Below are 26,664 nucleotides of genomic sequence, written 5' to 3'. Positions count from 1 at the left end.
GAACCGATTGTTGCGGTCGATTACCGTACCGTTTTTCGAACCCTGCCTAGCCGTCTAGGCATACGGTTAATACTACTTGGCGATATTAATTTTACACGCACTGATGAGTAATCAACGGAATGGAGGTCCTCGCAGTGATCAGTGGTGTGGGATGACGCCGTCGGAGAGAACACTGTCCACGGCGGATGTCGACGACGTGTTCGAGGTCCTGGCAGACTGGCGACGCCGTGCCGTCTGTCACTACTTCGCGACCAGTGACCGAACGGCAACCGATGTCGAGACGCTGGCAACGGAGGTCTCGAACAAAGGGGCCAGGAGCGCGAGTGGTGCGGCAAGTACGTCGCCGTCGACGATCCAGACACAACTCGAAGAAAAGCACCTGCCGGTGCTCCACCAGATCGGGCTCATCGACTACGACGAGCGAAGCGGCGCGGTGAAGTACTGGGGGTCGCCCACCGTCGAAAAGTGGGCTGACCACGCACAGGCCGTTACGCGACGTACCGACTTCTAACCGACCGACAGCCCACATCTGGGGGGATGTGGCCTGTCGGAGACACTACTGCTTTTTGCGAAGGGTCCGAACCCCGATGCATGGATCTCCCACCGGTCGGACTCGGCACGATGGGTATCGAGGACGCGGCCGTCATCAACACGGCTATCGACTGTGGCTACCGCCACCTCGACACCGCACAGATATACGACAACGAGGGCGTCGTGGGTGCGGGCATCGCCGCCGCCGACACCGGCCGGGCCGACCTGACCGTCGCGACGAAACTCTGGGTCGACGCGCTCGGGGCGTCGGCTGTCCGCCCGGGAACAGAAGCCAGCCTCGACCGGCTCGGACTCGACGCTGTCGACCTCCTGTACGTTCACAGACCGCGGGGCGACTATGACCCCGACACGACGCTACCCGCTGTCGAGGCTGTACGCGAGGCGGGACTGACCGAGCACGTCGGACTCTCGAATTTCGAACCCGACCAGCTAACGGTTGCCCGGGACCATCTCGATGAAATCGCCGCCCATCAGGTCGAATTCCACCCGCTGTACTGGCGCGAATCGCTGCTCACCGACGCACAGGCGCACGGCTATCCACTGGTCGCGTACTCACCACTTGCCGGCGGTCGCGTGTTCGAGGAACCGACTATCATCGACATCGCCGAGACACACGATACCACGCCGGCCGCGGTCAGCATCGCCTGGGTGACAAGCTACGACAACGTCGTCACGATTCCGAAGGCGTCCTCCCGGGGACATCTCGAAGCGAACCTCGCCGCCGCCGACCTGGAACTGACTGACGCCGAAATCGCGCGCATCGAAGCCATCGAGCGCGAGGAAGAGCTGTTTCCGGAGTGAGTCGCCGAGCCACCCGGACAGAACCGGCCTGTAGCTGCCTCGTGCGGTAATTTCACCAGGATGCCCGGATTCGGTCCGGACTTCCGAAACCCGAATCTAACAGGGGATACCGATACCGTTTGGCTACGCGGGTTTATGTCCCCCCTTCGTAGACGGTATGCATGACAGCTGCCACGACACTACTCCAGGCCTCACAGTCCGAGGTGCTCCAGGAGATCCAGTCGAATGTCCTCCTGAACTCCTCGCTCTGGGTGAACATCGCGCTGGCTGGCGTCGTTATCCTGCTGTTCGTCGCAATGGGCCGCGAACTCGAATCGTCCCGGGCGAAACTCATCTGGGTCGCAACCATGCTGGTGCCGCTGGTCTCGATTTCCAGCTACGTCGGCTTGGCGTCCGGGCTAACGGTCGGCTTCCTGCAGATGCCACCGGGCCATGCACTGGCCGGGCAAGAGGTCCTGTCCCCGTGGGGCCGATACCTGACCTGGACGTTCTCGACACCGATGATCCTCCTGGCGCTGGGGCTGCTGGCCGACACCGACATCGCGTCGCTGTTCACCGCCATCACGATGGACATCGGGATGTGCGTGACCGGCCTCGCGGCGGCGCTGATCACCTCCTCGCACCTGCTGCGTTGGGTGTTTTACGGCATCAGCTGTGCGTTCTTCGTCGCCGTGCTGTACGTCCTGCTTGTTGAGTGGCCGGCCGACGCTGAAGCCGCCGGGACCAGCGAGATATTCGGGACGCTCAAGCTGCTGACGGTCGTGCTGTGGCTCGGCTACCCGATTCTGTGGGCGCTGGGCTCGGAAGGACTTGCACTCCTGAGTGTTGGCGTCACCTCGTGGGGATACTCCGGCCTCGACATCCTCGCGAAGTACGTCTTCGCGTTCCTGCTCCTGCGCTGGGTGGCCGCCAACGAAGGCACTGTCTCCCAGGCCGGGACGAGTATCGGGTCCGGCGGTGCTGCGCCCGCGGACGACTGAGCAGTGCGCCGAGACGCGGACGGCCTTCGTTTATTACTATATTCTCGACGGTACCGACCGACTCTCGCTGTGTCATCTGCATCTCCATGACCGTCGAAATCAGAAACGAATATGCCATATCGCTCGATTGACTAGTCTGTATGCCCTCCCCCTTCGAAAACCCGATTGTTCACTACGGTATCCCACTGGTCAGTGCCGCAGTAGTCGCAGCCGTCGCGTTCCTCTTTCTTGAGGGAACGATACGGTACGTTGCACTCGGTATCGCCGCGCTCGAAGTTGTGGTCACGCCACAGATTCTGAAACAGGCGGCGTCGAACGCATAGCGGGAGACACGCTCCGCTCTCCTTCTTGTGTCGGCCCGGGAAGGTCCGCCCCTTTCCACTGCTGACAGTTGTTGGATGGCAGCGGCATGTGTGAAACGCGCACTCGCATGCCGGCTCTTGTCGATCTCTGTGCCGTGGTTTTTCGGCTCAGACGCTGCGGATCTCAAACCGCTGCGAGACAGCGCGCTCGGGTGTCGCTTCGCTCCCGCTCGCGGTTCGAGGATCTGACCGCAGGGAAGACCTCGCTTCCTACGGAGAGAGTCGCTGTCGGTCCTGTGGGACTCACTCCGTTCGTCCCGCTGGCACCCAGGTCTTCGCCCTACTCAGACGCTGCCGATCTCGCGGGAACACCGTCACTTCGCTCCGCTCGTGACGAGCTCCCGCTCGACACATCGCGTCGTCGCCTACGGTGACAGACGCTGCCGGTCTCGCGGGAACAGCACAGCCTCGCGGATGTTCTCCAGCCCGAGCATCGTCATGATGAGGCGCTCGCCACCGAGCCCCCAGCCGGCGTGGGGCGGCATGCCGTACTTGAACATCTTGGTGTAGTACTCGAAGGCCTCCGGGTCCAGCCCCTGCTGTTCGAACCCTTCGACGAGGTGCTCGAAGCGGTGCTCACGCTGCCCGCCCGAGACCAGTTCCATCGACGGATGCATCATGTCGAAGCCGGTCGAGACCTCCTCGTCGTCGTCGTGGTCCTTGATGTAGAACGGCTTGATCTCGCTTGGCCAGTCGGTGATGAAGTAGTGCTCGCCGACTTCCTGACCGAGGACGTGTTCGGCCTCCGTCGAGAGGTCGTCGCCCCACACCAGCGGCTCGTCGAGTTCGCCGGTGGCGTTGATTTTGTCCAGTGCGTCCTCGTAGGTGAGTCGTGGGAAGTCGCCCTCTGGCGCTTCGAACTCGTCTTCGAGGCCGAGCGCTTCGAGTTCACCCTGACAGTTCTCAGCGACACCCTCGTAGGCGGACTGGACGACGTGTTCGCAGGCGTCCATCGCCTCGGTGTGGTCGTAGAAGGCCGACTCGAAGTCGATAGAGGTCGCCTCGTTGAGGTGCCGGGGCGTGTTGTGCTCCTCGGCGCGGAAGATCGGACCGATCTCGAAGACGCGTTCGAGGCCGGAGCCGACCATTAGCTGCTTGAACAGCTGCGGGCTCTGGTTCATGAACGCTTCCTGCCCGAAGTAGGTGATCGGGAACAGCTCGGTGCCGCCCTCGGTCCCCGTGGCGACGATCTTCGGCGTGTTGATCTCCGTGCAGTTGAGCTCGCGGAACGCCTCGCGGACCGACCGGAGGACTTCCGCGCGGATCTCGAAGATGGCTTTGACCTCGTCTTTGCGGAGGTCGAGCGTCCGGTTGTCGAGGCGGGTCGGCAGTTCGGCGTCGACCTTCCCCGAGGGGTCAAGCGGGAGTTCGGGGTCGGCCTCGGAAATCACGTCGACCGACTCGGGCGTGACCTCGACTCCGGTCGGCGCACGTGGCTCCTCCTCGACATCGCCCGTGACGGAGATGACCGACTCACGCTGGACGTTCAGCCCCGTTTCCACGAGGTCATCGTCCATCTCGTCTTTCTCGAACTTGACCTGAATCTTCCCGGTGGTATCCCGGAGGATGAGGAAGGCGATTCCACCGAGGTCTCGGATCTCGTGGACCCAGCCGGCGACGGTGACCGTGTCACCCGGCGCTGCGTCCGCCGTGTAGGTGCGGTTTTCCATGGACGTTCGTTCTTGTGGCCGTAACTTAAGGACAGTCTTTCGAAGCGAGGTCCTGAGCAACGCGAAGGACCTCGAAATTGCGAACGGGGAGCAACGCGACCCGTGAGCAGCGAGAGGCGCGAGGAGTGCGAGAGACGCAAGAAAGAAGCGACCCTCGACATAGCGAGCGGGGAGAGACGACCCGCGACCAGCGCCGGACGAGCACACCGGCCACCCTGCGGACCGAATCTTACATCCTGAACCTTTGTACTGATAGCCGTCAAAGCAGTCGCCATGGGCGATTCGGAGTACCCGATAGACGATCTGGACCGGAATATCATCTACGCGCTCCAGCAGGACGCGAGACACACCTCGGCGAGTGCAATCGCCGAATCGCTGGATGTCTCCGCGCGAACCGTCCGCAACCGGATCAGCAAGCTCGAAGAATCCGGCGTCATCGCCGGCTACGATGTCGATGTCGATTACGAGGCCGCGGGCTATCAGCTCCATACGCTCATAGTCTGTACCGCACCCATCCACGAGCGTGAGGAGATCGCACAGCGGGCGCTGGAGGTGTCCGGCGTCGTCGCCATCCGGGAGGTCATGACCGGGGCCGACAACGTCCACGTCGAGGTGGTCGGCACCGATGGCAACGACCTGAGCCGAATCGGCCGGGACCTCAACGACATCGGACTGGAAGTCGTCGACGAGGACCTCATCCGGAACGAGTACACCCGGCCGTTCCACCAGTTCGGGAATGAGAACGTCGAGACCGATATGGAGTAGTATATCCTTCCGACAATTGATCATATATCTATTGAGATCCTGAATCGGAACTATTTCCTAGATATTTATCGGCTTCCGGAATCAATTGGCGGGTGTCGGCCGGGAAGGGCCGGCTCTCAGGAACCCCATGATCTCTCTTTCAGGACTCCGCGAACGAGTGGACGACGATATCGACCCGCCGTCAGTGCTGGTCATCAGCGACTGTCACGTCGGGTCCGAGGTAGTAACGACGTTAGATCGAGACGCCGATGCCTGTCTCGTCACCGACCACGACGGCGTTGCCGGGCAAACGCCCGACGACACCCGCGTGGTAGTCGGTGACGGACGGAAACGTGCTGTTCTCCGAGACGCCGGGGCCGAAACGACTGATATGGCCCTGGTTTCGATGCAGGCGGACCACGGTGCCTTCCTTGTGACACAACTGCTTCGGACGCAGTTCGATGTCGACACCGTGGTCGTGGTACTCAACGATCCACAGCATGCACCGGCCTTCGAGTCGGTCGATGCGACGGTGATCTGTGGCTCGCGCATCCTGGCGACGGAACTGGAGCGTGCTGTCGAAACAACATTTCAGACACCCGAAACCGCCTGACTATGGCCAAGGACCTGGAACGTGACCTCGGACTGCTGTCAGTGGTAGCGATATCTATCGGCGCGATGGTCGGCAGCGGTATCTTCATCCTGCCGGCGCTGGCGGTGAAAGACGCCGGAGCCGGCATCATCGCGGCCTATCTTCTCGCTGGCGTGCTCGTGCTTCCGGCCGCCCTCAGTAAGGCCGAGATGGCGACAGCCATGCCGGAGGCCGGTGGCACGTACGTCTATATCGAGCGCTCGATGGGGCCGCTGCTGGGCACGGTCTCCGGACTCGGGACATGGTTCTCCCTCTCGTTCAAGGGTGCGCTCGCGCTCGTGGGCGGCGTCCCGTATCTTGTCCTTCTCTTCGATCTGCCGATCCAGCCGGTCGCGATCACGCTCGCCGTCGTTCTCATCCTCATCAACATCCTCGGCGCGGAACAGACCGGACGGCTCCAGATCGGTATCGTCGCACTGATGCTCGTGGCGATCGGCTGGTTCGTCGCCGGCGGCGGCCCGGCGGTCGACCCCGCGAGCTACGGCGGGATGTGGGACTACGGCGCGAGCGGGATCTTCGCCGCGACCGGCCTCGTGTTCGTCTCCTTTGCCGGCGTGACGAAGATCGCCTCAATCGCCGAGGAGGTTGAGGACCCGGACCGCGTCATCCCGCTCGGGATGCTCGGCTCGCTCGGCTTCACGACGCTGCTGTACGTGCTTGTCGTCGCCATCGTCGTCGGCGTGGTCCCACTCGACCAACTCGCCGGGAGCACGACCCCGATTGCGGATGCGGCCGAGGCGACACTTGGTACCGCCGGTGTCGCGGCGGTCGTCCTGGCGGCGATTCTGGCGCTGGTCAGCACGGCCAACGCCGGCATCCTCTCCTCGTCGCGCTACCCCTTCGCTATGAGCCGCGACGGGCTCGCACCCGGCCTGTTCAGTACGGTCAGCGACCGCTTTGGCACGCCGGTGACCGCGATTACGCTGACCGGCGGCGTAATGCTGCTCCTCATCCTCTTCGTCCCGATTCTGGAAATCGCGAAGCTCGCGAGCGCGTTCAAGATACTCGTGTTCGCGCTCATCAACGTCGCGCTCATCGGCTTCCGGGAGAGCGATGCCCCGGACTACGACCCCTCTTTCGAGGTGCCGCTGTACCCCTGGACGCCGATATTCGGCACTATAACCGGGTTTGCCCTGCTGACGCAGATGGGCCTGATCGCGATGGTCGGGGCCGTCGGCATCGTCGTTGCTAGCCTCATCTGGTACCTGGGATACGTCCGACCGCGGGTCACCAGAGAGGGGGCAATCAAGGAGTCCGTCCGCCGGAGTATCGGCGACCGCGCGCTCGACCGGACCGAGGAGACGCTTGAGGAGTCTGCGGAGACATCCGTGCTGGTCGCGCTTCCCGAAGGGTCGTCACGCGAAAGCGAGGCGACGCTGCTGGAAATCGGGGCCGCGCTCTCGCCGGACGGCCGCGGTCTCTCCGTCGTCCAGTTCGACGAAGTGCCCGACCAGCAACCGCTGGATTACGCCTCCGGCGTGCAGTCACCCGGCGACCTCGAATTCGAGTGCCGGACCGACACGCTGGCGGCCGACCTCGACGTTCCGGTCGAGTACGGCGAACTCGTCAGCCACCACCCAGAGCGGGCCGTCGCCAACGCCGTCGCTGAGCGGGACGTTGACGTGCTGCTGGTGGAACGGGGCGCGTCGTTCGAGGACTCGCTGCTGGGCGACAGTATCGACCGTATCCGCAAACAAACCGACTGCGACACTATCGCTGTCGACGCACAGCCCCTCGAAGCGCTGGAGACCGTCACGCTTGTGACGACCCGCGGCCCGTACGACCCGCTGAAAGTCCGCGTCGGCAACGCCGTCGCGACGGAGACTGGGGCCGACCTCCAGTTCCTCTATCCGCTCAACGAGCGCCAGTCAGCCGAGGAACGCGAGCAACTCGAAGCGTACCACGACGATCTGCTGGAACTCTGTGACGTGCCGACGGAACAGCGGTTTGTCGACCGCACCGATCTCTCGGCGGCGATAGACGCGGCTGACAGTACTAGGACACTGCTCGTACACGCGAACGACGGTGGGCTGTCGGCCCGCGCGTCAAGCGGCGAGGGGTCCACGCAGTCGGCAATCGAGGACAGCGATCACGCGTCGATGGAAGTAGACACGAAAACACATCCCGACGGCGTCGTCGGGCGACTGCTCGAACGGCTGGCGTTCTAGCTACTTGACCGCCGCCGTCGCGTCCTTCGCGCCTTTGACTGTCTCTCGAACCGCGTCGACGCCTTCGTCGTGGACGAGGTCGCCGACGACGATGGTGTCGGCGTGCTGTGCCATCGTGCGCGCGGACTCGTAGTCGTGGATACCGCCGCCGTAAAACAGCGTCGCGTCGTCGAGGATCTCGGCCGCGGCGGCGACGATGTCGGTGTCACCGAGCATCCCCGAGTACTCAACGTAGACGATTTCCTGCCCGAGAAGGTGCTCGGCGGCCTCGGCGTAGGCGGCCACGTCGTCGGCGTCGAGGTCGCAGTCGGCCTGTGTGTAGGACGCGACCGACGCCTCGGGGTTCATCACGATGTAGGCCTCGGTGAAGGTCCGCGACCAGTCGATCTCGTCGTCGATGCGTATCCACTCCTTGTGCGCGCCGGTGATCCACGTCACGTCGCCGGCGTTCATCACGACCGGAACGAGGTAGCCGTCGTGACGGTCGCTGTGGACAACTGACGCGGGGTTGGACGGCTCGATATACACGGGAATGTCGTGTTTCCCGCAGGCGTCGACAACCCGCTTCATCTTCTCCTCGGTCATCCCGGTGGTCCCGCCGACTTCGATGGCGTCAGTCCCCGTCGCCGCGACATCCTCGAACGTTTCGCCGTCGACCAGCGTCTTGTCGGGGTCTATCTTCACGATATGGTCCCAGTCCGCCCAGTCGCTCATACCTGCCAGACTTACGCGTGGCCGTATAACCGCTTCGGATACGCCGATCACAGTGGTCGCTCTCGCAGTCCCGGCCTGACGGGCCGACGGCGTCCGTTCGGTGCCGATTCCTTCATTCATCTCCGAAGATTTATGATGGCTATGTTACAATCGGGAGACGATGACAACGGACAAGCACCGGTACGTTGTCGCTGCCATCCGGGCCGTCCTCGTTCTCACGGGGGCCGTCGTGACGGTGGCAGTACTGTACTCCTTCTCGACGATGCCGACAGCGTCGGGATCCGGCGACGGCTTCGTCCGCGGGCTCTCGTATCTGTTTGGCAGCGTCTTTTTCGTCCTTGCTGTGGGCGGTGCCGGGCTGGGCATCGCCTTACCATCGCTGTTGGGGGCCGAGGACACGCTGGCGTTCGACCGCTGGCAACGCCGCTGTCTCCAGGGCGCTGGCGGCCTCTTTGTGGTCGGGTTTGTCGTCGGATTGGCGACAGGGCTGCTCACCCAGTTGCCGTTCGGCCTCTTCCTCTGGCTCGTCGCCACTATCCTTGCCGTTCTCGTGGTCAGTTGTGTGCTGATCTGGCGTCTGTTCGAGGTGTTTGTCACCGCGCTGGTCCGACTCATCGCCGCGGAATCCGGGGAGTAACGATTCGGCTCGCTGCACGATACGCCACACGGCAACGCTGATACCGGTGGCGGCCCAACACGCCGGCCGTGCAGCGACTTACGACAGTCGAGACGGTCCACGAGGACGGGTCGTGGCTGTTTACTGCCGAAGACCCCTACGGCGACCTTGAGGAAATCGTCCTCGTCCCCTGCGAGGACGGCGTTGAAGCGTGGGTGAACCGATGTACCCACGAGGCACAGCGGTTCGACACCGGGCGGGGCGTCCCGATGCGCGGCGACCAACTCATCTGCCCCCGGCACGGCTCGCTGTTTGACGCCTGTAACGGTGACTGCGACAACGGCGACGCCGCGGGAACGACACTGCCGGGCGTCGAAATCTCCGAGACCCACGGCGACGTGTTCCTCACGGACGACGACTACACGTTCGCCCACGAGGGTGGCATCGATGACGACGACGGCCCGAGTTCCACCTCGCATCTCCAGCTGTGACCGAGGGCAACAGCATCGACCGGGACCGACTGCGGGCCGGCGTCGTCGAATGCCCGCTCTGTGAGCGCCAGATTCCCGAGCCAGTCACGCACGCCATCGTCTACGGCGCTGCCGATGCGGTGACGGCCGACAACGCCGAGGCCGTCGCCTGTCCGGTGTGTGATGGTGTGTCGTTCGTCGTTGACTAATCGAGGCCAGAATCCGATCTGGCTGACGATGCCTATCCCCCGCTGCGGACCTCGTCAGCCCGAATCCGGAGAATCACACGCTCGGACTGTATCGGGTTCGGATACTCGTCTTCGCCCATGTACCGCTGTGCCAGCGTGTCGATGTGTTCGCGCGCCCCGTCCGTGGTTATCTCCTCGACTTCGCCCGTCACGGAGAGGAACCGATACGGATTGTCCGGGTCGGTCATGCTCACAGCGACAGTCGGGTCAGCCTCGACGTTTTTCGTCTTTTTTCGTTCCCGTTCTGTGTTGATAAGCAGTCGGTCGTCGTCGCTGTCGTAGTCGACCCACACCGGCGTGGCGTGTGGCTTGCCCTCCGGCGTCATCGTTGTCACGTGTGCGAACGTCGCCTTCTCGAACAGGTCGTGGAACTCCGAGGGAATGGATGGCACAGCTGCAGGCAGTCCCGCGAGCGGATTAATGGTACCGCCGGCGTCAGGCTTCGAGTTCGTCCTGCCACTCCCGGACCTGGGTGGCGCTGACGCCCTGTACCTCGGTGGCGACGTTGTCGGGGTCGGCCTCCCGAAGCGCCGCCAGCGAGTCGACGCCAGCGTCACCAAGCTTTTCAGCGGTCGCCGACCCGATGCCGCTCAGGTCCTCCAGATCTTCGACGGCGGTGCGGGCCTGGTACTCCTCGTAGTTACAGATGGGACAGCCAAGCTCCCAGGGGTCGTCGCTGTCGGCGTCGATGACCAGTTCCGGCAGGTCGTGTTCCTCACAAAACGCTTCGGTCACCGAGATGTCGCCGTTGCGGGGCAGCGGCAGCGAGTAGTCACAGTCGGGGTAGCGCGTACAGCCGACCAGACGGGAGCCCGAGCGGAGGTGTTTGATAGCTAACTCTCCGTTGTGCTCGGAACCACAATCGGGACACGGCCCAATGACCTCGTCCTCGCTCTCCTCGGCTTTCTCGGCCTCACAGCGGGGACAGCCGTGGACGAAGGTGTCCCGCCCGGCGAGCATCTTCACGTGGTGCATGTCGTGTTCCTCGCAGTGGTCTTCGAGCACTTGCGGCTCGCCCGTCGAGGGCAGCGGGAGCGTGTTGCGACACTCGGGGAAGCCGTCACAGCCGACGAAGTACGACCCCTGGCGCGAGCGCCGGACCAGCATGTCCTCGCCGCACTTGGGACAGGGACCGAGCGTCTTGTCGGCCTTCAGCGACTCCTGAAGGTGTTCGCCGATCTCCTCGCGGGAGTCCCGCAGTTCGTCGAAGACGCGCTTGAGCATCTCCCGGGACTCGTCAGCCACGTCGTCGAGCGTCGCCTCGCCGTTGGCGATGGCGGTCATGTCCGCCTCCAGCTGGGCGGTCATATCGTCGCTGACGACGTGGTCGGCGAACTCCTCTGCGGCCTCGACGACGGCCATCGCCAGCGTCGTCGGCCGGGGCGGGTCGCCCTCGATGTAGCCGCGGTCGTACAGTTTCTCGATGGAGTTGTGGCGGGTCGAGTTGTGAACCACTGCACCGCCCTCGACGGCGAAGTTCGGTGCCGCCTCGTTGACAGTGAGGTCGTACACGGGGCCGTCGTACTCGCGGTGCTCCACGTCTTCGATGGTGACTGACGACGGTTCGCCGCGGAGTGTCGCGTACACCGATCCCTCGAAATTAGTCGCAACGTACCGGACTGTTCTGTTCTCATCCAGGCTGCGATTGCTCCCGTCGATCTGTTTTTTGACGTGGCCGCTCTCTCGTAGTTCGCGGAGATACTTGTTTACGCTGCCCTGGCTGACGCCGAGAGACTCAGCGAGCGTGGAACTCGTCTTCGGCTCTCGCTGAATCGCTTCCAGTAGCTCCGCTTTCCTCGTGGTTACTCCATACGTGGAAAGTGCATCGAGTCCACGATAGAACTTCTCGTCCGACGCGATGGGTATTCGATCGAGGAATCGCTCAAGATTCCGCCGTCCCCGGATATGGAGCTTGTGTTGCTCGGGGGCCAGTTTCGTTTCAACGCCCATTTCGGCGAGCATTTCTCCCACGCCCGTCAGAAGTGTGTGGTCCGTGTTCGAAATGAAGGCCTTCCCCTCAGTGGAGATATGGCCCTCGTCGTCGAACAGCGCACCGACGAACGCTGGCCGAACTGCGGCCGGAAGGGACGGTGTTCCGTTCTCGGTCACGGTTTCGAGCACGTACACGAGGACTCGGCCAACTGCCGATGGAACGTCGACCTGATACTTTCGTTTGTGGTGTGCTTCTCTTCCCGGCCGGGCGGTGACTGTTGGTTCGATATCGAATACGCGTTCGATATCACGGGCGAATCGGTGTATCAATGCCGAGTCCGTGTTGTGGTACCGCACGTCGACGACGTTCTCGTCGTCGTTATGGTGTATCGAGCCGTCACCCAAGAGGCAGCCAATGACCCGCGCCAGATCCGGTGACCACTCCAAGGGGAACGGATTCCCGAAGCTCTTCTCGTAATTCAGACCGTGAATTCTGTCCGGCCGGATATCCAACTTGCCGAGCAGCCAGACGGGGACATCTTTCTCACCGCGTTCGTATTTTCCGATTGCAGACCCGTAGGAACTGTATCGGTCAGCAAACGCGGCTTGGCTTTCATCACTCGCCTCTCGCTGTGCCGCGAGTTCGGTTCCACAATCGACGCCGTAGAGCTTCGAGTTCTTGCCGCAGTCTGCAGCAAACGTATCCCACGAAAGCACTGTCTCGTCGGACGGATCGACCATTGTGTCCGGTGGCCTACGGACCGCGACAAGCTCGGTTCCCGCTTCGATATCTGACGCTGGACAGACTGTGACTTCGCCGTCCTGCCAGACGTACATCGGATGGTCGTCGGTAACTGTAATCGTCCCACGACTGGTCACGATTGCACGGACGCCCTCTTCATCACTCAGCGGCCGCTCACTGATTAGCGTCGACTCCCGCTCCGAGACTTGTTCGGCCGATTCGTCAAGCGAGAGGACTGTCGGTGTCTCTTTACTGACCGCAATATCTGTATCTCCATCCGCGAGAACCACCTGTCCGTCGTCAAAGAGAGAATCAACCGTCCGACGCTCGATATCTCCGTTTTCGGACCTGACAAGCACGTTACTGTCCGCTGTGAGGCATTTCGTCCCAAGTCCCTTGTCCTCCATCGTCTGGATAAGCCGAGACTGACCGTAGCGACGCGGTGGCTGCGTCTGTTTGTCCTCCATCCGTACCTCGGAAATCGCCAGTTCCTCGCCCTCCTCGACATCTGGGACGTGGTTCTCGCTGGCGCTGGAGTAGGGGTACACCGCGTGGTAGCCCGGTTCGACCAGCCGTTTGCCGTTGGCCTTCAGCGAGCGACCGCCGGCGTCGGCGACGACGCGGAGGTGCTCCCACGTGGCGGCCTCGGCGACCGTCGCGAAGAAGCGCCGGACGACCAGTTCGTATATCTCCCATTCGTCGTCAGAGAGGTCGGCCTTCGGCGGAATCTCGCCCGTCGGATGGATGGGCGGGTGGTCGGTGGTCTCCTCGTCGCCCTCGGTGGCGGTGATGTCGTCTTGCTCCAGCAGCGCCTCGGCGTCCTCGCCGAAATGGCCGGCCCCAACGAACTCATCGAGCAGCGCGTCCTCTTCGAGGTCGTCGGGATACACCGTGTTGTCGGTCCGGGGGTAGGTGATGTAGCCGGTGGTGTACAGCTCCTCGGCGATGGACATGGCGCGCTGGGCGGAGTAGCCCAGCGAACTGGCCGCGGAGATGAAGGCGGTGGTGTTGAACGGCGTCGGCGGGCTGTCGGTGCGAGTCCGGCGGCGGACGCTCGTCACCGTCGCCGCGTCGACGCTCGTCAGGTCGGCGTAGGCGGAATCGGCCTCGCTCTCGTCCCACACCCGCTCGGCCTCTTTGCCGTCGTCGTCGTAGAAGTACTGGGCTTCGAAGCCCGAGCCGTTCTTCTGGAGATCGGCGAAGATTTCCCAGTAATCCTCGGGGTCGAAGGCCTGAATCTCGCGCTCGCGGTCGACGATGAGCTTCAGCGTCGGGGACTGGACCCGGCCAACGGAGATGAAGTCGTCGCCCAGCTGCCGGGCCGACAGCGAGAGGAAGCGGGTCAGCGCAGCGCCCCACACGAGGTCGATAATCTGGCGGGCCTCGCCCGCGGCCGCCAGATCGAAGTCGATGTCGTCGGGGTTGGCGAATGCGTCCCGGACCTCTCGCTCTGTGATCGAGGAGAAGCGGACGCGGTCGACGGGCGCGTCGGTCTCCTCGCGGATGAGCTCGTAGGCCTCCTTGCCGATGAGTTCCCCCTCGCGGTCGTAGTCAGTCGCGATAGTGGCCTCGTCGGCCTCACGGGCCAGTTGCTTCAGCGTCGTGACGATGTTCTCCTGGGTCGGTTCCTTCGTCACGTCGGCGTCGATGAGTTCGACCGGCTCCACGTCGCGCCAGTCGTTGTACTCCTCGGGGAAGTCGACGCCGACGACGTGGCCGGAGAGGCCGACGACGCGGGTGTTTCCCCACCGATAGACGTTGACGCCGTTTTGCCGGCTCGCAGAGGCGCTCCCCTCGGAGAGAATCTCCGCGATGCGACGGGCGGCGTTGTCCTTCTCGGTGATAATCAGCCGCATCAGACACCACCTGTTGCTGTCATTACTGGTCGCTACGGAGTCAACTGTTCTAAAGGCTTTCGGGAAAATCAGGCGACAGCGCGGGTGTGCGGGCGCTTGCGGGGCCGCTCGCGCCCGCGCGGAGGTTGCCCTTTACCAATCCGGCACTCGTCTTCACGCTGCCACCGGACGACGGCGACACTCACCACTTCGACGCACTCTTGGCGCTGACACTCCGACTGTCGGTATGGACCGCCGGACGACAAAGATCCTCCGCGGCGTCGTTGCCGCGCTCGTGTTCGCGACGGCGGCGTTTCACCTCTGGTGGGGCCTCCCGCGAAGCATCATCTACGCGCAGGCTATGAGCGGGCTGCTAGGTCAGGGGTTGCCGCCGGACCCGCGCCCCTTCCTGTTCGTCGCCTTCGCCGCGGTGTTGCTCGCCGGGCCGTACCTCGTCACCCGTGGTGTCGTCGGCCTGCGCAACGCCTACATTGCCGGGACGCTTCTCATGGTCGCCTCCATCGCCGGCTGGGTGTTCTGGCACGCCACCGGCCACGGGGCCTTCCTCGTCGAGGGGTTCTCCGCGCCGTCGTCCGGTGGCGGCGGCCACCATCACGGCGGCAGTACCGTCCTGCTGATACTCGACCATTTCAACACCGAACCGGTCGAATCCGGCCTCAAGACCCTCGAAGCGATTGCGGCCGCTCTCTTCGTGACTCTGCTGTGGAAAGACCCGGCGATTATCCCGGACGAACAGCGTGAGAACGTCGAGTCGACAGCGTCGAGCGAGCCCTGACTGTCTGGCCGCCCTCAGCTCTCCAGTTTCTCGCGTAGCAACCCGTTCGCGGTCAGTTTAGCTCTTCCTGCAACAACCCGTTCACGTCGCCAGGGTCGGCGCTCCCGCCGGTCTTTTGCATGACCTGTCCCACCAGGAAGTTGAGTGCGCCGTCCTCGCCGTTGTGGTAGTCCTCAACGGCGTCGGGGTTCTCGTCGATGGCGTCCACGACGGCCTGCTGGACCTCGTCGCCGGAGGTCTTGCCCAGTCCCTCGCGGTCGACAACGGCGTCGGGGTCGTCACCCGTATCGAGCATCTCCCGCAGCACGGTCTCGCGGGCGTTTTTCGCCGTGATTTCGTCCTCGGCGACGAGTTCCACGAGCCGGGTCACCTCGTCGAAGCGGTCGTCGATGTCCGTAATTTCCATGTCACGGTAGTTCAGCTCGCCAAGCAGGTTGTCGGCGACCCAGGTCGCGGCGAGGTCGGCGTCGAAGCGCTCGGCCACGTCCTCGAAGAAGTCCGCGACCTGTTTCGTGCTCGTGAGCTTCGACGCGGCTTCCTCGCTGAGACCGTACTCCTCGACGAACCGCTCGCGGCGGGCGTCGGGGAGCTCCGGAATCGGGACCTCGTCCTTCCAGTGGCTGACCCGCAGGGGCGGGAGGTCCGCCTCCCGGAAGTAGCGGTAGTCCTTCTCCTCTTCCTTCGAGCGCATCGACACCGTGTTGCCGTGCGTTTCGTTGAAGTGACGCGTCTCCTGCTCGACGGCGCGGCCCGACTGGATGAGCTTCCGCTGGCGAGACGCTTCGAAGGAGAGGGCCTGCTCCGCGCCCTTGTGACTGGAGATGTTCTTGACTTCGGTGCGGTTGGCGTCTTCGAGGACGGACTCGTCGATGTCGCCGTCCTCGCCCACCGCGTCGGCGTCGACCATCGAGAGGTTCGCGTCGATGCGGAGGCTGCCGTCCCGCGTCGCGTCGAACACGCCCAGATACTCAAGCACTTCTTCGAGCTTTTCCAGGAACGACCGGACCTCGCCCGGCGCGCGGAAGTCCGGTTCGGTGACGATTTCCATCAGCGGCGTGCCGGCGCGGTTGTAGTCGATGAGGGTGTAGTCCGCGCGCTCGATGGAGCAGGTCCGGGACTCGAGCGGGCCGGAGCCTTCACGGACGTGCTTGATGGAGCCGGGGTCCTCTTCGAGATGTGCCCGGCGGATGTCGACGCTTCGGCGTTCGCCCTCGACACTAAATTCGAGTTCGCCGTCCTGGCAGATGGGCGAGTCATACTGCGTTATCTGGAAGTTCTTCGGGAGGTCGGGGTAGTAGTAGTTCTTCCGGTGGAACGTCGTTTCTTCGGGGATGTCGGCGTCGATAGCCTTGCCGACCTTCACGGCGGCCTCGACAGCACCCTCGTTGACCACCGGAAGCGCGCCGGGGAGGCCGAGACACACCGGACAGGTGTGGGTGTTGGGTTCAGCGTCAGCCACGTCGGTCGAACAGCCACAGAATATCTTCGTCTCCGTCTCAAGCTGGACGTGGACCTCCAGCCCGATGACGGCCGCGAGCTCGCGGGACTCGGACGCTTGTGCAGTCATTGTCCGGGGTTCGGTGGCGCGTGGCTAAAGGCTAACGACCCCGTCTAATCGCGCCCGGACACCTGCGACCGGAGCGGACGTATCACTCGAACTGCCAATGTCTGACGTAGGTATAAGTGTCCAGAATGGCTGGGTATCGGGTATGTGCGGCAACCGAGTCGAGGAACTCGAAACGCGCGTCAGAGAACTGGAAGCGTCGGTCGAGGGGCTGACCGACGAACTCGTTGAATGTAAGGTCCGTATCCGCGAACTCGAAGCCAGCGTCGACGAGGACAACGGATTCAGCGCTGACGAGTCCGGCTCGGAGGAATCGGCCGCCACCCCCGCGGAGGCCGACACACCTAAAGCCGAGGATACCAACGAGGTTGATAACAGGGAGGAAGCCGAGGCCGCGTCGGAGGCCGAGACCGAGGAGGACTCGGAGTCCGACATCATCGTCGCGTAGGGCTGTCGGCCACACCACCGCATGCATATCAAAGAGCTCGTCCTCGACAACTTCAAGAGCTTCGGGCGTAAGACCCGAATTCCGTTTTACGAAGATTTCACTACCATCAGCGGCCCGAACGGCTCGGGCAAGTCCAACATCATCGACGCAATTTTATTCGCGCTCGGACTCGCTCGCACCTCGGGTATCCGCGCCGAGAAGCTGACTGACCTCATTTACAACCCCGGTCACGCCGACGAAGACGCCGAGTACGACGGTGAGCGCCAGGCCAGCGTCAAGGTAATTCTGGCAAATGACGACCGCACGCTGGAACGGGCACAGGTTGTCAACGCCGCCGGCACGGAGGATGTCGGCGACGTGGACGAAATCGCCATCAAGCGCCGTGTCAAGGAGACCGAGGACAACTACTACTCCTACTACTACATCAACGGTCGCTCGGTCAATCTCTCGGACATTCAGGACCTGCTCGCCCAGGCCGGCGTGACGCCGGAGGGGTACAACGTCGTCATGCAGGGCGACGTGACCGAAATCATCAACATGACCGCCGGCTCCCGTCGGGAAATCATCGACGAGATCGCCGGCGTCGCCCAGTTCGACGCGAAGAAGGCCGACGCCTTCGACGAACTGGAGGTCGTCCAAGAGCGCATCGACGAGGCCGAGCTCCGTATCGAGGAGAAACAGGATCGGCTCGACCAGCTCGAAGACGAGCGCGAGACGGCGCTCAAGTACCAGAACCTCCGCGACGAGAAAGAGGAGTACGAGGGCTACCGCAAGGCCGCCGAGCTCGAGGACAAGCGCGAGGAACTGGCCGCTGTCGAGGAAACCATCGAAGACCTGGAAGGGGAACTCCAAGAGCTCCAGACAGAACTGGACGAACGCCAGGGTGCGGTCATTCGTCTGGAAGACGAGCTGCACGAACTCAATCAGGAAATCGAGCGCAAGGGCGAGGACGAACAGCTCGCCATCAAGCGCGAAATCGAGGAGATCAAAGGCGACATCTCCAGGCTGGAGGACAAGATCGAGTCCGCCGAGGAGACCGTCGAAGAAGCCGAGAACGAGCGCCGGCAGGCGTTCGTCCAGATAGACCGCAAGCAGGAGACTATCGACGACCTCGAAAGCGACATCCGCGAGACGAAGGTCGCCAAATCCAATGTCAAAGCCGACATCGCCGAGAAGGAATCCGAACTCGCGGAGGTCCAGCAGCGCATCGACGAGGTTGGCGAGGAGTTTCAGGAGGTCAAGGACGAGCTGGAGGAGAAACGCTCGCGGCTGGAGACGCTCAAAAGCGAGAAGAACGACCTCCAGCGCGAGCAGGACCGCCTGCTGGATGAGGCCCGGCGGCGCTCGAACGCCGAGGACGAGAAACGCGAAGCCATCGAGGAGGCCGAGGCCGAGATTCCGGACCTCGAAGCCGATATCGAGGACTTGGAGACGGAACTGGAGAAGGCCGAGCAGAACAAGGCGACCATCGGCGAGGTCGTCGACGACTTACGTGCCGAGAAGCGGGAACTCCAGTCGGACTTAGACGACCTCGAAGACGAGATCAGCGCGAAACAACAGGAGTACGCCCAGCTCGAAGCGAAGGCCGGCGAGGACGGTGACTCCTCCTATGGCCGCGCGGTGACGGCAATTCTCAACGCCGGCCAGGAGGGCGTCCACGGCACTGTCGGCCAACTGGGCGGCGTCGACCCCGAGTACGCCACGGCCTGTGAGACGGCAGCGGGCGGGCGGCTCGCCCACGTCGTCGTCGACGACGACAGCGTCGGCCAGCGCTGTATCGAGTACCTCAAATCACGTAGCGCCGGCCGGGCGACGTTCCTGCCGATTACGCAGATGCAGAACCGCTCGCTGGGATCGCTGCCCAGTGCCGACGGCGTCATCGACTTCGCGTACAACCTCGTGGACTTCGACCGCGAGTACGCGGGCATCTTCTCGTACGTCCTCGGCGACACCGTCGTCGTCGACAGCATGGACACCGCCCGCGAACTGATGGGCGACTACCGGATGGTCACGCTTGAGGGCGACCTCGTCGAGAAATCGGGCGCGATGACCGGGGGTTCGTCCTCGGGCACGCGCTACTCTTTCTCGGGCGGCGCTGGCAAGCTCGAACGCGTGGCGAAGCGAATCAACGAGCTCGAAGACGAGCGGGCAGACGTGCGTGAGGACCTACGCGACGTGGAGGAGCGACTGGACGACGCCCGTGACCGCGAGTCCGACGCGACCGAGCAGGTCCGAGACATCGAGACGAGCATCGAGCGCAAGCAAAGCGCGCTGGAAGACACGCGCGAGCGCATCGACCAACTGGAAGCCGACCTCGAAGAAATCGCCGCCGAACGCGAGGAAGTCGCCGACCAGATGGACGAACTGGAGGCCGACATCGAGGAAAAGACCGAGGAAATCGACGCGCTCCAGGCCGACATCGACGAGCTTGAAGCCGAAGTCGAGGACTCGGAACTGCCGGACCTGACCGACCAGCGCGAGGCCATCAAGGACGACATCGACGCCCTCGAAGACCGCCAGGACGAACTCGACGCCGAACTCAACGAATACGAACTCGAAAAGCAGTACGCCGAGGAGGCCATCGAGGACCTCCATGACGACATCGAGGCGGCCCAGAACCGCAAGGCCGAACACGAGGAGCGTATCGAGGAGCTGGAAGCGAACGTCGCAGAGAAGCAGGAGCTGAAAGACGAGAAGGAACAGGCCGTCGCCGACCTCGAAGAGGAACTGGCCGAACTCAAGTCCGAACGCGAGGACCTGAAAGCTGACCTGCAGGAAGCAAAGGAAGCCCGCGACGAGCAACAGGCCGCCGTCTCTGAAATCGAGCGGGACCTCGAAAACGAGCGGGAAACCCAGGAGCGCCTGGACTGGGAAATCGACGAACTCGAAGCGCAGGTCGGCGACTACGACCCCGAGGACGTGCCCGACCATGAGACTGTCGAGCAGGAGATCGACCGGCTCGAAACGGAGATGGAGAAACTGGAGCCGGTCAACATGCGGGCCATCGAGGAGTACGACCGCGTGGCTGACGACCTCGACGAACTGGAGGAGAAGAAGGCCACGCTCGTCGAGGAGGCCGACGGCATCCGCGAGCGCATCGATACCTACGAGGCGCGCAAGAAGGAGACGTTCATGGAGTCGTACACGGAGATCAACGACCAGTTCCAGAACATCTTCGAACGGCTCTCGAACGGCACCGGACACCTCCACCTTGAAGACGAGGACGACCCCTTCGAGGGCGGGCTGACGATGAAGGCCCAGCCGGGCGACAAGCCGATTCAGCGCTTGAACGCGATGTCCGGCGGCGAGAAGTCGCTGACGGCGCTGGCGTTCATCTTCGCCATCCAGCGGCACAACCCCGCGCCGTTCTACGCGCTTGACGAAGTGGATGCCTTCCTCGACGCGGCCAACGCCGACCTCGTCGGCGAACTGGTCGACGAACTCGCCGGCGACGCCCAGTTCGTCGTCGTCTCGCACCGCTCGGCCATGCTGGAGCGGTCCGAGCGCGCCATCGGTGTGATGATGCAGGGCGACAACGTGAGCGCCGTCACCGGGATTGACCTCTCGGGCGAGGGTGACGGTGATGAGGAGGTGCCGGCCGATGACTAGCGAGGAGCCGACGGAGCAGCGCGACGGGGGCTCCTCGAAATCGCGAACGGAGAGCGACGCGACCCGTGAGCAGGACGACGAGGCAGATGACATCCCACTCAACATCACCGGCCACGAAGACCGCGACCCGCCCGGTGAATCGGGAGACGCGGCGGCGCTGCTGGGCGACGACCCGGACCCGAGCGACGACGCGCCGGAGCAAGACAGTGAGGGGGCCACCGACGACAGCGACGACGAGGATGTCGAACCGGTCGAGGTGCTGGTCCAGCTCGCGGACGACGGCGAAATCGACCCGTGGGATATCGACGTGGTGCGTGTCACCGACAAGTTCCTCCAGCGCATCGACGACGCGGACCTGCGCACGTCGGGGCGGGCGCTGTTCTACGCGAGCGTCCTCATCCGGATGAAAAGCGACGCGATGCTCGGCGAGAGTGAGACGGAGGAAGAACCGGCCGAGCCGTGGGAGCAGGCGATGCACGAGGACGCCCCCATCGAGGAGCCGGACCCGTTCGCCGCGCTGGAGTCGGAGATGGACCGCCGGCTCGAACGCCGCCGCGCCCGCGGGATGCCACAGACGCTCGACGAACTCGTTCGGGACCTCCGCGACGCCGAGCGCGAATCGTGGTGGAAGGAGTCCCGGGAGTACGACACCAGCGACTCCCCGAGCGGGTACGACCGCGGGACGCAGGAACTGGATTACCGTGGAGCCGACGACATGCGACTGGACGAGGAACCGTCGGCAGCGGACGTGACCGGGACGGCCCACGCCGAGAACATCGACGACATCATCGCCGACGTACACGACGCCGTCCGCGAGCAGTACGACCAGGGCCGCGAGGAGGTGCTGTACCGTGAGGTCGACACCGCCGGCGGGACCCGCGTCGAGACGTTCCTCGGGCTGCTCTTTTTGGCCCACCGCGGCCAGGTCCGGCTCCAGCAGGACGACCTCTTTGGCGACCTCTGGATTCAGGACCCCAGCGCCGCGACCGGGTCGGACGAGGCCGTCGCGGACTGAGATGCCGTCCCCGGCGAGGGGCAAAGCAGCAAGCAGCGACGCGGCAAACAGGTTCAAACGGGTCGAACCCTAAGCGTCGATAATGGCGACCCAGTCCTCGCCGCCGGAGTTGCCGGACCCGGAGTCGCTCGCTGATACCTTCCGGGTGTACGAGGTCGACATGACGGCTGACGACGGCGTCCGGTACTACGGCGAGCCGGTGACCGAGTCCGAACAGGTCATTCACCGCATCGCGCCGGTGTTCCGGCAGCGCGGGTACCGCGTGGCGCTCAAAAAAGAGATGGGCGAGTGGGTCCTGATCGCGCGGGAGCGCTCGCTCGGCGTTGACGGGATTCCGTGGCTGAACGTCGGGCTCGCCGTCCTGACGCTCGTATCGACGCTGTACGCTGGGACGCGCTGGTACGGGCTGTCCGTTCTCGAAGACCCGACGGCGATGCTCAGTGCATGGCCCTTCGCCGCAGCAGCCCTTGGAATCCTCACCGTCCACGAGTTCGGCCACTACGTTATGAGCCGCTACCACGAGGTAGAGGCAAGTCTACCGTACTTCCTGCCGTTTCCGAACGTGCTCGGGACGCTGGGTGCAGTCATCAGCATGAACGACCACATTCCCGACCGGCGGGCGCTGTTCGACATCGGTGTCGCCGGACCGCTGGCGGGTCTCGTTGCGACGGTCATCGTGACCGCCATCGGCGTGACGCTCCCGCCGGTGGAGGTGACTCGCGGCATCGTCACGAACATCGAACTCGGCTACCCACTCTTGTTGCGGGGTATCGCCGCACTGATGGGCGAACAACTGGAGTACGCTAATCCGCGACTGCTCCCGAACCCGGTGGTCATCGGCGGCTGGGTGGGGGCGTTCGTGACGTTCCTGAACCTCCTGCCGGTGGGGCAACTCGACGGCGCACACGTCGCCCGGTCGCTGTTCGGCGACCGGCTGTCGCTGGTTCAGATAGCTGTCCCCATCGCTCTGTTCGGACTAGCCGGGTATCTCGTCGCCTTCGAGGGCGGCCGCGCGGCCGGACTGTGGGCATTCTGGGGACTGCTGGCGCTGGTGTTCGGCAGGCTCGGCTCGGCGACGCCGCTCGACGAGACGCCGCTGGGACTGGGGCGCTGGGCTATCGGCCTGGTAACGTTCGTTCTCGGCATGCTCTGTTTCGTTCCAGTACCGCTGGTCATCACGATATAGCGACTCACCGTGGCAGCCTTCTCAGTCAGCGGCTCACAGCCCGTAGGGGTCGTACTCGGGCCTGTTGTCGGTATCAGTGGGGAGGTCGTAGCGCTCCCGGAACTCGGCAAGCAGTTCGTCAGCCTCGGCGGTGAACAGCACGGCGACGCCGTAGGGCCGGGAGTATCCGTCTGCGTCCGGCGCGTCGGGGTCGATAAAGAGAGCGTTCGTCGGCGGCTCGCCGATGGCGGGGAGTTCGGTCAGCAGTGATTCCATCGGCAGCAGGCCGGTGAGCACGCTCGGAACGAAGGTGCCGCCGGGCAGCGGCGCGCGCGGTTGGACGAAACATTCCGCGACCGGCTCGCCGTCCTCTTCGAGCGTCGCACTCGCCGGGCGTTCCAGCCCCGGTTCCCAGAGGTCAGCCGCCACTTCCGGGAGTTCGGCGTCAACGGCGAAATCCATTGCGACCCGATCGAGTCGATCGACGGAAAGTAGCGACCACGCCTCCTCCTGATCGTCGGGGTCGCCGCCGAGGGTCGCCTCGACGAGGTCGCCCGTTCGGAGGGCGTCGACCGCCGGCTGTCGCTCGCCGTAGCCGGACTGATACACCGTGTAGAGCCGCGTCGCGTCAGTGTCGAACAGATTGATATGCGGGAACGCTTCGACGACGCGGTAGACCCTGAACACGCCCGTACGCTCGTCCATATCTCCCCGACGGGTTCCACCGTCAAGACTCCGCGGACTCGCCACTGGGACAACACCGAGGTAGCTTCGGTTCCAAGGGACAGCTATGAGCCACTCCACGGAACTCCCGGAACCGGACCCGGAACAGCTCCGCCTGGCCGTCGAACGACTGCTTGACGAAACGGTGGACCGCGACGAGGCGCTTCACGTCACGGCCGACGATGTATCGGTCTCCGTTCCGATGCGGTTCGGCACGGACTCTCCGCAGGCGACGTGGCGCTTCGACGGCGACGTGATGGTCTCAGTCGACGGCATCAGAGGGCCGCTCAGAGAGTGGGTCGACCTTCTCGAAGAGTAACGGAGGGTGGGGTCTTATCGAGCGCTGTTTCTCAGTCGCTTTCGCGGTGTGAATGGCCGACAAGCAGTGCCACGGCGTTGCAAACGACGAGCGCGACGAACGCGATCCGCGTCGCCCCGGAGTTCAGGCCGGTAATCAGCAGCGGTAGATAGAGAAACGGGAGTGCAATCGCTGTCCAGAACGCGATACCTCGGACGGCGGAGACGAGCGGCTCGTCGAACTCCGGGAGGAACTCATCAAACTGGGCGAGTAATTCGTATGCGGACGAACTTGACATTGAAGGGACCTATCCACGGCTTCTACTGGAGATATCTTATAACCGCTAGAGGTTTCCACCCGTTTCGCTTCGTTTCACGCGCAACCGACTCCTACTCGTTCATTTTATTACTGGGTCAGCGGGCGTTAGACGTTTTATCGGATTCGCAGCTCTCGCGTGAGAGCTTACCACACTAGTAAACACAGAGACATTTATTTCCGATCTATGTTGGCGACTACGGGCCGAGTAGAGACACGGTTACGTCCTGGTCTCTGTCCCCCAGTGTCGTGCTATCGACGACGTGGTCTGGAACGGAAGCCCGCCACTCGGCGAGTCGCTGCTCGTGGTAGGTTCGATGGCGCTCTACCGAGTACGTCTCGTCGTCCGCGTCCCGGAGTTCGTCGGCAGTGTCGTCGGGTGTCGGATACGCTGGTGCGTCCGCAGTCAAGAGCGAGGCGGGGTCGATGTGAAGCGTTTCGTCGTCGCTGTCATCGGATTGGACGACGTGCAGACGCGCTCGCATCCGACCGCTGAACGGCGGCGTGACGCGTACCACGGTCTCTGATCCGTCCGCAGTTGCCTCGATGGCGGCGACGAGGTCAGTGGCGCTTACGGCGATTGATTTGATGTCTGTCGGGTCTGTGTCCGTGGCTGAGTCTGTGGGTTCCATTGATTCAGTCTGTTACATCCGGTCGCTGTAGTCCCAGGTGTGGAGACGGTCGGGCGTGATTGTGATCTGTATCTCGCGGCGGTCAGGAGCGAGTAACTGTTCGGCCAGCGGCGAGTCGGTCCCGCCGAGATAGCGCTGTAGCAACTCGGTGAGCACCGTCTTGTCCTCGTCCGCTGTCATCGTTGCCGTCCCGTTGCCTCTCACACCGCAGTACGGCGGCTCGTTCGTCGAAACCTCGAAGGAAACAGCGTCGTCGTAGTCGAGATACTCGACAACTGCCGCGTCGGCCCCCGTTGCACACTGGAACGCACCGTCAACGAATCGGTACCAGAGTGAGAGCATCCAAGGTTTGTCGGCGGGCGTCCGGCACCCCAGACGGAGCGGGACAGTTTCGGCGTCGAGAAACCGTTCCATCTCCTCGCGCGTCCACGGTCCGGAGACGGTCACCATACCGACACTGTACGGTCGCCGCTGTGTTAACCTCTCTGGGATAGATCACTGTGGAGTGATAGCTCTGTGTTTGCGGGCAGGTATCAACTAATCGACTTCAGCGTTATCAGAACCAATAATACGCCGCCTAGATTTATCTTGGTGTTCAAGGAAGTCTCCGCAAGAGAAGTACGTGAGACGACAGGAGGGACTACAAGTGCAAGAGAGTGTTGAGAGGGAGGGTGCAACGGTTCTCGTCGTCGACGATGAACAAGATATCGCGGACCTGTATTCGACGTGGCTGGTGACCGCACACGACGTTCGGACCGCACACAGCGGGACGGAGGCGCTCCAGCTAGTCGACGAATCCGTCGATGTCGTCTTTCTGGACCGCCAGATGCCCGACATGAGCGGCGACGAGGTCCTCGATACCATCGCGGAACGGGGGATCGACCCCGCAGTAGTGATGGTGACAGCCGTCGACCCGGACTTCGACATCGTCGAGATGCCCTTCGATGAGTACCTGACCAAGCCGGTCACCCGCGAGGACCTTCTCGAAACCGTTTCGGAGATGCTCGTCCGGACCACGTACGACAATCAGGTCCAGGAGTACTTCGCGATGGCTTCGAAGAAAGCGACCCTGGAAACGCAGAAGAACACCCCGCAACTGGAAGCCAGCGACGAGTACCGGACTGTCAGCGAGCGGGTCGAAGAACTCCGCGAGACAGCCGATTCCACCGCTTCGGAGATCGATGACTTCGAGGCCGTGTTTCAACAGTTCCCCGGCGAAAGTGGACTTTTGTCGGACTGACCGGCGGCGATTTCTGTCCCGCCAAACCATGCACAGGCTCCGCGCAGTGGTGAGACCAGACCGGTGTTTAGAAACTGTCCGGTTAGCGGTCCGCTCTTTTAATACGGAACTACGCAGGGTAGCCATCGGCTATGGGACCGAACCCGAGACGGCGACGCCGCTGGGGGCTGGTCGATGTGTTTGGAAAATGCCCGGGGAGGGCTCCGAACCCTCGATCTCCGCATGGCCCAGGTCTGGGGCGTGACGAGCGCCCCGGGGTCATGACGGGTGCACTGCCGCATGAGTCAAGAGACCCTATGAGTGCGGCGCTATGTCCAGCTAAGCCACCCGGGCGCGGGTGCATTCAGCCGTTGGCCGTTAGCCGTCTTGAAGG

At 63.4% G+C, this 26,664-nt stretch carries 26 protein-coding genes and 1 tRNA gene; 17 read left to right on the top strand and 10 right to left on the bottom strand.

What is annotated here, in order from left to right; all coding sequences use genetic code 11:
- The first annotated feature begins 151 nt into the window (after positions 1 to 151).
- The 4 genes from Harman_RS14020 to Harman_RS14005 all read left to right on the top strand — a co-directional run bounded on the left by Harman_RS14020 (position 152) and on the right by Harman_RS14005 (position 2,656).
- Positions 152 to 511 carry a DUF7344 domain-containing protein gene (locus Harman_RS14020; protein WP_137684587.1) on the top strand — a complete coding sequence of 120 codons (360 nt, stop codon included), beginning with the start codon at positions 152 to 154 and terminating at the stop codon, positions 509 to 511.
- A gap of 80 nt (positions 512 to 591) precedes the next feature.
- Positions 592 to 1,353: an aldo/keto reductase gene (locus Harman_RS14015; RefSeq protein ID WP_137684409.1), complete on the top strand. Its 762-nt coding sequence runs from the start codon at positions 592 to 594 to the stop codon at positions 1,351 to 1,353.
- A 161-nt stretch (positions 1,354 to 1,514) separates the two neighbouring features.
- On the top strand, positions 1,515 to 2,333 hold the full coding sequence (gene choP3, locus Harman_RS14010) for a cruxhalorhodopsin Chop3 (RefSeq protein WP_137684408.1): 819 nt from the start codon (positions 1,515 to 1,517) through the stop codon (positions 2,331 to 2,333).
- A 140-nt stretch (positions 2,334 to 2,473) separates the two neighbouring features.
- A complete protein-coding gene (locus Harman_RS14005; RefSeq protein ID WP_137684407.1) occupies positions 2,474 to 2,656 on the top strand; it encodes a hypothetical protein in 183 nt (60 codons plus the stop codon).
- Between the two features lie 404 nt (positions 2,657 to 3,060).
- On the opposite strand, the gene aspS is transcribed toward Harman_RS14005, so the two are convergent.
- Positions 3,061 to 4,365: an aspartate--tRNA(Asn) ligase gene (gene aspS / locus Harman_RS14000; protein WP_137684406.1), complete on the bottom strand. Its 1,305-nt coding sequence runs from the start codon at positions 4,363 to 4,365 to the stop codon at positions 3,061 to 3,063.
- A gap of 273 nt (positions 4,366 to 4,638) precedes the next feature.
- Between aspS and Harman_RS13995 the strand changes: the two genes are divergently transcribed.
- From Harman_RS13995 to Harman_RS13985, 3 genes are all read left to right on the top strand, one after another.
- Entirely contained in the window at positions 4,639 to 5,130 is a 492-nt protein-coding gene (locus Harman_RS13995; RefSeq protein WP_137684405.1) for an Lrp/AsnC family transcriptional regulator, read from the top strand.
- A gap of 157 nt (positions 5,131 to 5,287) precedes the next feature.
- The gene (locus Harman_RS13990; RefSeq protein WP_235007216.1) at positions 5,288 to 5,722 is read left to right on the top strand and encodes an NAD-binding protein; all 435 of its coding nucleotides are present in this window, start codon (positions 5,288 to 5,290) and stop codon (positions 5,720 to 5,722) included.
- A 2-nt stretch (positions 5,723 to 5,724) separates the two neighbouring features.
- Positions 5,725 to 7,929, top strand: a complete 2,205-nt coding sequence (locus Harman_RS13985; protein ID WP_137684403.1) for an APC family permease — start codon at positions 5,725 to 5,727, stop codon at positions 7,927 to 7,929.
- Here Harman_RS13985 and Harman_RS13980 read toward each other — a convergent pair whose 3' ends face one another.
- Positions 7,930 to 8,643 (bottom strand): phosphoglycerol geranylgeranyltransferase, encoded by a 714-nt coding sequence (locus tag Harman_RS13980; protein WP_137684402.1) that lies wholly within the window; start codon positions 8,641 to 8,643, stop codon positions 7,930 to 7,932.
- 160 nt (positions 8,644 to 8,803) lie between these two features.
- Here Harman_RS13980 and Harman_RS13975 point away from each other — a divergent pair, with 160 nt between their 5' ends.
- The 3 genes from Harman_RS13975 to Harman_RS13965 all read left to right on the top strand — a co-directional run bounded on the left by Harman_RS13975 (position 8,804) and on the right by Harman_RS13965 (position 9,938).
- Positions 8,804 to 9,280: a hypothetical protein gene (locus Harman_RS13975; protein ID WP_137684401.1), complete on the top strand. Its 477-nt coding sequence runs from the start codon at positions 8,804 to 8,806 to the stop codon at positions 9,278 to 9,280.
- A 68-nt stretch (positions 9,281 to 9,348) separates the two neighbouring features.
- A complete protein-coding gene (locus Harman_RS13970) occupies positions 9,349 to 9,750 on the top strand; it encodes a Rieske (2Fe-2S) protein (protein WP_137684400.1) in 402 nt (133 codons plus the stop codon).
- Complete coding sequence (locus Harman_RS13965) at positions 9,747 to 9,938, top strand: hypothetical protein (RefSeq protein ID WP_137684399.1); 192 nt, start codon at positions 9,747 to 9,749, stop codon at positions 9,936 to 9,938. The genes Harman_RS13970 and Harman_RS13965 overlap by 4 nt, the downstream gene beginning before the upstream one ends.
- Before the next feature lie 32 nt (positions 9,939 to 9,970).
- Here Harman_RS13965 and Harman_RS13960 read toward each other — a convergent pair whose 3' ends face one another.
- Together Harman_RS13960 and Harman_RS13955 are read right to left on the bottom strand one after the other, a co-directional pair.
- The gene (locus Harman_RS13960) at positions 9,971 to 10,369 is read right to left on the bottom strand and encodes a pyridoxamine 5'-phosphate oxidase family protein (protein ID WP_137684398.1); all 399 of its coding nucleotides are present in this window, start codon (positions 10,367 to 10,369) and stop codon (positions 9,971 to 9,973) included.
- A 43-nt stretch (positions 10,370 to 10,412) separates the two neighbouring features.
- A complete protein-coding gene (locus Harman_RS13955) occupies positions 10,413 to 14,507 on the bottom strand; it encodes a DNA topoisomerase I (protein WP_137684397.1) in 4,095 nt (1,364 codons plus the stop codon).
- Positions 14,508 to 14,733: 226 nt separating this feature from the next.
- On the opposite strand from Harman_RS13955, the gene Harman_RS13950 reads away from it, so the two are divergent.
- On the top strand, positions 14,734 to 15,282 hold the full coding sequence (locus tag Harman_RS13950; RefSeq protein WP_137684396.1) for a hypothetical protein: 549 nt from the start codon (positions 14,734 to 14,736) through the stop codon (positions 15,280 to 15,282).
- Positions 15,283 to 15,334: 52 nt separating this feature from the next.
- On the opposite strand, the gene gatB is transcribed toward Harman_RS13950, so the two are convergent.
- Positions 15,335 to 16,849, bottom strand: coding sequence for an Asp-tRNA(Asn)/Glu-tRNA(Gln) amidotransferase subunit GatB (gene gatB / locus Harman_RS13945; protein ID WP_137684395.1), 1,515 nt, complete (start codon positions 16,847 to 16,849; stop codon positions 15,335 to 15,337).
- Positions 16,850 to 16,991: 142 nt separating this feature from the next.
- Between gatB and Harman_RS13940 the strand changes: the two genes are divergently transcribed.
- The 4 genes from Harman_RS13940 to Harman_RS13925 all read left to right on the top strand — a co-directional run bounded on the left by Harman_RS13940 (position 16,992) and on the right by Harman_RS13925 (position 23,104).
- Positions 16,992 to 17,294 carry a DUF7518 family protein gene (locus Harman_RS13940; protein ID WP_137684394.1) on the top strand — a complete coding sequence of 101 codons (303 nt, stop codon included), beginning with the start codon at positions 16,992 to 16,994 and terminating at the stop codon, positions 17,292 to 17,294.
- Between the two features lie 21 nt (positions 17,295 to 17,315).
- On the top strand, positions 17,316 to 20,903 hold the full coding sequence (smc, locus tag Harman_RS13935; protein WP_137684393.1) for a chromosome segregation protein SMC: 3,588 nt from the start codon (positions 17,316 to 17,318) through the stop codon (positions 20,901 to 20,903).
- Entirely contained in the window at positions 20,896 to 21,918 is a 1,023-nt protein-coding gene (locus tag Harman_RS13930; RefSeq protein WP_137684392.1) for a segregation/condensation protein A, read from the top strand. The genes smc and Harman_RS13930 overlap by 8 nt, the downstream gene beginning before the upstream one ends.
- An 82-nt stretch (positions 21,919 to 22,000) precedes the next feature.
- The gene (locus Harman_RS13925) at positions 22,001 to 23,104 is read left to right on the top strand and encodes a site-2 protease family protein (RefSeq protein WP_137684391.1); all 1,104 of its coding nucleotides are present in this window, start codon (positions 22,001 to 22,003) and stop codon (positions 23,102 to 23,104) included.
- 33 nt (positions 23,105 to 23,137) lie between these two features.
- Here Harman_RS13925 and Harman_RS13920 read toward each other — a convergent pair whose 3' ends face one another.
- Complete coding sequence (locus Harman_RS13920) at positions 23,138 to 23,788, bottom strand: hypothetical protein (RefSeq protein WP_137684390.1); 651 nt, start codon at positions 23,786 to 23,788, stop codon at positions 23,138 to 23,140.
- Between the two features lie 85 nt (positions 23,789 to 23,873).
- Between Harman_RS13920 and Harman_RS13915 the strand changes: the two genes are divergently transcribed.
- Complete coding sequence (locus Harman_RS13915; RefSeq protein ID WP_137684389.1) at positions 23,874 to 24,125, top strand: hypothetical protein; 252 nt, start codon at positions 23,874 to 23,876, stop codon at positions 24,123 to 24,125.
- Between the two features lie 31 nt (positions 24,126 to 24,156).
- Here Harman_RS13915 and Harman_RS13910 read toward each other — a convergent pair whose 3' ends face one another.
- The 3 genes from Harman_RS13910 to Harman_RS13900 all read right to left on the bottom strand — a co-directional run bounded on the left by Harman_RS13910 (position 24,157) and on the right by Harman_RS13900 (position 25,501).
- Positions 24,157 to 24,402, bottom strand: a complete 246-nt coding sequence (locus tag Harman_RS13910) for a hypothetical protein (protein ID WP_137684388.1) — start codon at positions 24,400 to 24,402, stop codon at positions 24,157 to 24,159.
- A 214-nt stretch (positions 24,403 to 24,616) separates the two neighbouring features.
- Positions 24,617 to 25,051: a hypothetical protein gene (locus Harman_RS13905; protein ID WP_137684387.1), complete on the bottom strand. Its 435-nt coding sequence runs from the start codon at positions 25,049 to 25,051 to the stop codon at positions 24,617 to 24,619.
- 12 nt (positions 25,052 to 25,063) lie between these two features.
- Complete coding sequence (locus tag Harman_RS13900; protein WP_137684386.1) at positions 25,064 to 25,501, bottom strand: pyridoxamine 5'-phosphate oxidase family protein; 438 nt, start codon at positions 25,499 to 25,501, stop codon at positions 25,064 to 25,066.
- 196 nt (positions 25,502 to 25,697) lie between these two features.
- On the opposite strand from Harman_RS13900, the gene Harman_RS13895 reads away from it, so the two are divergent.
- On the top strand, positions 25,698 to 26,291 hold the full coding sequence (locus Harman_RS13895) for a HalX domain-containing protein (protein WP_137684385.1): 594 nt from the start codon (positions 25,698 to 25,700) through the stop codon (positions 26,289 to 26,291).
- Positions 26,292 to 26,479: 188 nt separating this feature from the next.
- On the opposite strand, the gene Harman_RS13890 is transcribed toward Harman_RS13895, so the two are convergent.
- Positions 26,480 to 26,624, bottom strand: a tRNA-Met gene (locus Harman_RS13890).
- Between the last annotated feature and the right edge of the window lie 40 nt (positions 26,625 to 26,664).

Origin of the sequence: Haloarcula mannanilytica (genome assembly GCF_005406125.1) — an archaeon.
Classification (GTDB): Archaea; Halobacteriota; Halobacteria; order Halobacteriales; family Haloarculaceae; genus Haloarcula; species Haloarcula mannanilytica.
Note: the sequence above shows the minus strand (reverse complement) of the source record. Positions and strands in the feature narration are given on the sequence as shown.